The sequence below is a fragment of the Streptomyces sp. SAS_281 genome (assembly GCF_052542855.1).
Map to the genome: position 1 here is coordinate 1 of NZ_JBMNDO010000213.1, position 5,292 is coordinate 5,292.

Sequence of the window (5,292 nt, forward strand, 5' to 3'; positions counted from 1 at the left end):
CACGCTCGCGGCCCCACGTCCGGTCGGCCGACCGGACGTGGGCCCGCGAGCGTGGACATTTCGACCCCTGCCTGGGGAACCGGTCTTCTTGGGAGCATCCGCATCGGCAGCGGCCGCTCCGTGTCACCGTAGGCCCGTGGCCGGACCCGCGGTGACACGGAGCACGGTTCAAGAGGGCCGGTGGGAAGGCCGGACGTTGCGCAGTTCGGTCCTCAGCACGGGCGTGCCGTCGACAGGCGCCGGGTCCTGCGCGGTCGGCTCGATTCCGCCGGCGGCGATCTTGTCGAGTGTCTTCAGGCCGGCGTCACCGACCGTGCCGAACACCGTGTAGTCCGGACGCAGCACGGAGTCACCGTAGACCACGAAGAACTGCGAACCGTTCGTGTCGGGGCCGGCATTGGCCATCGCCAGCAGGCCGCGCCCGTAAAGGCGACGGGCGCCGGTCGGATCACTCGGTGCCGGCGGCAGGTCCACCGGCAGTTCGTCCTTGTACGCGTACCCCGGTCCGCCCTCGCCGGTGCCGGTCGGGTCGCCGCACTGCAGGACCTTCAGCGTCGGATACGCCGTCAGCCGATGACACACCGTACGGTCGTAGAACCGGTGCCGCGCCAGGTGCACGAAGCTCTGGACCGTGCATGGCGCCTTCGCCCGGTCCAGACGGAGGGGAAGCGGCCCCTGGCTCGTCGGTACAGCCACGTCGATCGTTCCGTGACCGGGGGTGTGCCGTGGGTCGGGCGGCAGCGGAACCGGCCGTGCCGCCGGCTCGTCCGGAGTCTGGGAGTACTGGCAAGGACCGTGCGTGGTGCGCGGCGGGGTGTCGGAGGCGGAGGCGGTGACGCCACCCCCGGACACGACCAGCGTTAGTGCCGCCAACGCGGTCATGAGGCATCGGTTCATCCTGCACATCCTCCAAAAGATCGTCAGATTTCGGAGCGGTCGCAGTCTAAGGCGCGGCCCGTCGGGCGAGTACCCGTCCGCAAGCCATATTCGCCTCCTTCGGGATCGGAGGAGTGCGGGGAACAGCAGCACGTGATGACCGACCTCGTCAAGGATGCTGTCACGGGCCGGGCCGGGCCGGGCCGGGCGACGGGCTCCGGCCGACGAGCGGCCTCAGGTCACCCGAGCAGAGCACAAGCACCCCACGCCGTCGTCGTGGGCAGGGCCGGAAGGGGCCGCAGCCGCAGAACGTCGTCCCCGGCTGCCGGGCGACCCGGCCGGCAGCCGCCTCTGTGCTGTGCCCGTCCAGCTCAGCGGAGTGAGCCCGCCTTCGGCACCTGGTGCGGACCTACTCCTGTCGGGCAGTGCTCCGCCTGTGCGGCGGCGATGGGGCCGCGGCTTCCTCAGCTCGCTGCCGTGACCGTGTGGGCCCGGTTGCCACCCGAGTAGACCAGTCGCGTAGCGCGAGGTGTCGAGCGCGGCGAAGACGGGTACAGCGTGGCATGCACGAGTTGTCCGCTGCACAGTGTCAGGGCAAGCAGATCCGCCCTCGGCATCTCCCAGTGCATGGCACGGGCGGCCCACCGCGGCCCGGCACCGTGCCGTGACCGAGTCGTTCACGACGACGCGAACACGGCGGCTCGTCCACTCAGACTCCCATTCTCTTGAGGAGAACATCAGCATGAAGGTCCTCGTCGTCCTCACCTCGCACGACCGGCTCGGCGACACCGGCCGTGCCACCGGGTTCTGGCTGGAGGAACTCGCCGCCCCTTACTACCGCTTCAAGGAGGCGGGGTGGGAGATCACCCTCGCATCCCCGAAGGGCGGCCGGCCGCCGCTGGACCCCAAGAGCAACGAGCCCGACGCCCAGACCGACCAGACCCGCCGATTCGAAGCGGACGCCGAAGCCATGACAGCACTGGCGAACACCATCCGCCTCGACTCCGTCAACATCGACGACTACGACACCCTCTTCTACCCCGGCGGCCACGGCCCCCTGTGGGACCTCGCCGAGGACGCCGACTCCGCCCGCCTGATCGAGACCACCCTGCGCGCCGGCAAGCCACTCGCCCTGGTCTGCCACGCCCCCGGTGTACTGCGCCACACCCGCAACGAAGACGGCACGCCCCTCGTGCAGGGCAGGAAGGTCACCGGTTTCACCAACACCGAGGAGGAAGGCGTCCAGCTCACCGAAGTCGTCCCCTTCCTCGTCGAGGACGAACTCACAAAGCAAGGCGGCCACTACACCAAGCAGGCGGACTGGCAGCCTTACGTCGTCCAGGACGGCCTCCTCATCACCGGCCAGAACCCCGCCTCCTCCGGCCCCGCAGCCGACGCTCTCGTGAAGCTCGTCTCGGCTCGCCCCTGAGCAACCGACCGCCGCGGGGATCCCGATGGCGTGGGCCGCGAGTTCGCCGGCCAGTCTTTCCGGATGCGCCCGCTCCCTGGTCCCCGATGGCCCGGAGCACCCATGTCGAAGCCGCCGCACGCGTTCCCCCGGGCGGCGCGACCGGCAGATCGACGCCCTCGCCGGGGGCCGGCGCGACTTCGCCATGGTGCTTGATCGTGGACGCCACTGATCTTGACCTTCGGGCCCGGACACGGTCCGGCCGCATCCCGCCGGAGCTGGTCGAGCGGCTGCTCGGACAAGACCATGCCGAGGTCGTGCCCCTGACCGCCCCTCGGTACCCACCGTCGCCCACCGACCGACCGGGCGGTCCCACGGGAAGGCGTGATGCCGGCGACGACGCCGGCATCACGGCGACGGAGTGCCTCTCGTCGATGCCGGGCTGCCGGCCCGCCTGGGCCGGCTGCGCAAGCGCCTGGCCGGCTCCGGCCGGCATCCGCGCGTGCTCCTGACCACGCGGGGTGCGGCCTGCTTGCGTCTCGCCGTGAGCACCGAGCCGCAGCCTGTTGCACGGCGCAGGCCGATCACCGTATGGTCGCGCGGGCGACGATGATCGCGAGGGGGGAGTCCGCCGACGGGCATGGCGGAATCCTCGGGCTGATGACCGCGACGGAGCCGCGACGCGTGCGGCGGGCCGACGGCCGCGCCGGTCCGCCTGCCGGGAGGTCGAAGTGCGGGCCGTCGTCGTCCCGGCCTCCTCCGTACCGCCGCCCCGGACCGACCACCGCCGTTCTCATGGAAACAGCCGCCCGTGACCACCTCGCCCGGAACGTGACCGTCGAGCCGACGGGGTCGGCCCGTGACAGGTGCTCGGTGTCGACAGAGCAGGGTACGTCGCGCCGAGAACCCGTCCTGGCAGACGTACGTGTCACTTCGCACACCGAACAAGGAGAGAACGTGTCCACCCATCCACTCACGACGGACACCGACGAACTCGGCTCGCTGCCCCACGATTTTCCCTTCGATCCCACCCACGGCTACGACCTGCCGCGCCTCCTCGAGGTGAAGGCACCGCCGGGGCCGGACGATTTCGCCGACTTCTGGCGGGAGCGCTACACGAGTGCGCTGCGCGTCGACACCGCGCCCCGGATCGAGGGGCCCTGGGCGGTGGTGGACGGCGTTCGGGTCGCCGACGTCTCGTACACGTCCACCGATGGCGTCCGTATCGGTGGGTGGCTGACCGTCCCCGCCGACGGCCGGGTCACCCAGGGCTGCGTTTCGACGCACGGATACGGAGGCCGGGCGGCCCCGGACTCCTGGCAGTCCCCGCCCGGGACCGCGACCATCTGGCCCTGCCTGCGCGGGCTCGGAACGCGGAGCCTGTTGCCCGGCGTTCCCTCGCATTCGGCGGGGCACGTACTGCATGGCATCGGCGCCCGGGAGTCGTACCTCATCGGCGGATGCGTGGCGGACGTCTGGTGCGCGGCCACCGCACTGCGGCTGCTGGTGCCGGAGACCGCCGGACGGATGACGTACCTGGGCACGAGTTTCGGCGGCGGCATCGGAGCGCTGGCGCTGCCCTGGGACGACCGTTTCCAGGCCGCCGGCCTGACGGTGCCCACCTTCGGCAACCATCCGCTCCGGGCGACGCTTCCGTGCACGGGCAGCGGTGAGTCGGTACGTACGCGGTTCGCCGAGGATCCGTCGGTGCTGGATGTCCTCGCGTACTTCGACGCCGCGACGGCGGCCCGGCACCTCGAGATCCCCGTTCACGTGAGCGCAGCCCTGTTCGATCCCCATGTGCCCCCACCCGGGCAGTTCGCGGTGCACAACGCACTGGCCGGGCCGCGCGAACTCCTGGTTCTGCGGGCGGGGCACTTCGACCACCCGGGCGAGCCGGCCGAGACGGCGGCCCTGGAGGAGGCCCAGCGACAGTTCCTGTCGGAGGCGGGCCCCGTGGTGCCCGGCCCCGCCGCCTGACCGCCTGCCGTACGAGCCGATCCGCCGGGCCGGGGCGCTCGCGGACTCCCGCTCCGTGACCTGGTGGTTCCGCGATGACACTGGTGTCCGCCCCGCAGGGCGTCGCGGAACCGCCACGGTCGCTGATTTCACGGACAGGCGCCGGTCACGCGCGATATGCTGATGCAGAATGTGCAAGGCATTTGCAGAACAAGGAGGGGCATGGCTACCCGGGCGACTGATGCAGGGACGAACCAGAGCGTCGAACGAGCGGTCTCGGTGCTGCGCGCACTCGACTCCGGCCGGCCCGAACTCCGTGTCTCCGACGTCGCCGAGCTCACAGGACTGGGCTCCTCGACCACCTCCCGCCTGCTGTCCACCCTGGAACGCCTCGACATGGTCGAACGTGATCCGGTCAGCAACCTGTACCGCCTCAGCCTGGGCCTTCTCCCGCTCGCCGCCACCGCCACCAACCGCCACCCCGTGCACCGGGCCGCGCGCATGGTGCTCCAGGGCCTCGCCACCCGCACCGGGCTGGGGGCCAACGTGGCCGTACGCCGCGGAGGCGAGCTGATGTTCCTGTGCAATTTCGAGGGCACGCGCGCCCCCAAGTCCTATACGCAGGCCGGACACACTGCCCCGCTGCACGCCACGAGCATCGGCAAGTGCCTCCTCAGCGGTCTCGCCCCCAAGGAGCGCCGCAAGCTGCTGGGGGACCCGCTCGACGCGCACACCGAGTACACGACCACGAGTCACGACCTCCTCGACGCCGAGATCGAGACCGTCCGGCGCACCGGTTACGCCGTCGAGGCCGAGGAGCGCGCCCTGGGACGCGCGTCCCTCGCCGCGCCGGTCCGCGACGCTTCGGGCGAGATCGTCGCCGCCATCTCGCTCTGGGGCCCGACCTCGGTGCTCGGGGACGGCTCCGGCACCGAGGGGCAGCGCCCCGCCCTCGTACGCGAGGTCATCGAGGCCGCCGACGCCATCAGCCAGGCACTCGGCGCGCTCTGACGTAGTGGGGAGGGGGGGGGGGGGGGGGGGGGGGGGGG

General features: G+C 71.4%; 4 protein-coding genes. 3 read left to right on the forward strand and 1 reads right to left on the reverse strand.

Annotation, left to right across the window (positions count from 1 at the left end):
• Positions 1-168: 168 nt before the first annotated feature.
• Positions 169-897: a peptidylprolyl isomerase gene (locus ACN6LM_RS37385; protein ID WP_445069880.1), complete on the reverse strand. Its 729-nt coding sequence runs from the start codon at positions 895-897 to the stop codon at positions 169-171.
• A gap of 721 nt (positions 898-1,618) precedes the next feature.
• Here ACN6LM_RS37385 and ACN6LM_RS37390 point away from each other — a divergent pair.
• The 3 genes from ACN6LM_RS37390 (at position 1,619) to ACN6LM_RS37400 (ending at position 5,254) form a co-directional block, all read left to right on the forward strand.
• Entirely contained in the window at positions 1,619-2,305 is a 687-nt protein-coding gene (locus ACN6LM_RS37390) for a type 1 glutamine amidotransferase domain-containing protein (RefSeq protein ID WP_445069881.1), read from the forward strand.
• Positions 2,306-3,241: 936 nt separating this feature from the next.
• A complete protein-coding gene (locus ACN6LM_RS37395) occupies positions 3,242-4,264 on the forward strand; it encodes an acetylxylan esterase (RefSeq protein ID WP_445069882.1) in 1,023 nt (340 codons plus the stop codon).
• 201 nt (positions 4,265-4,465) lie between these two features.
• On the forward strand, positions 4,466-5,254 hold the full coding sequence (locus ACN6LM_RS37400) for an IclR family transcriptional regulator (RefSeq protein ID WP_445069883.1): 789 nt from the start codon (positions 4,466-4,468) through the stop codon (positions 5,252-5,254).
• Positions 5,255-5,292: the final 38 nt, after the last annotated feature.

What these genes read in the sequence shown, in the direction of transcription:
- ACN6LM_RS37385 (WP_445069880.1), bottom strand. Translation starts at nt 897, where the DNA reads ATGAACCGATGCCTCATGACCGCGTTGGCGGCACTAACGCTGGTCGTG.
- ACN6LM_RS37390 (WP_445069881.1), top strand. Translation starts at nt 1,619, where the DNA reads ATGAAGGTCCTCGTCGTCCTCACCTCGCACGACCGGCTCGGCGACACC.
- ACN6LM_RS37400 (WP_445069883.1), top strand. Translation starts at nt 4,466, where the DNA reads ATGGCTACCCGGGCGACTGATGCAGGGACGAACCAGAGCGTCGAACGA.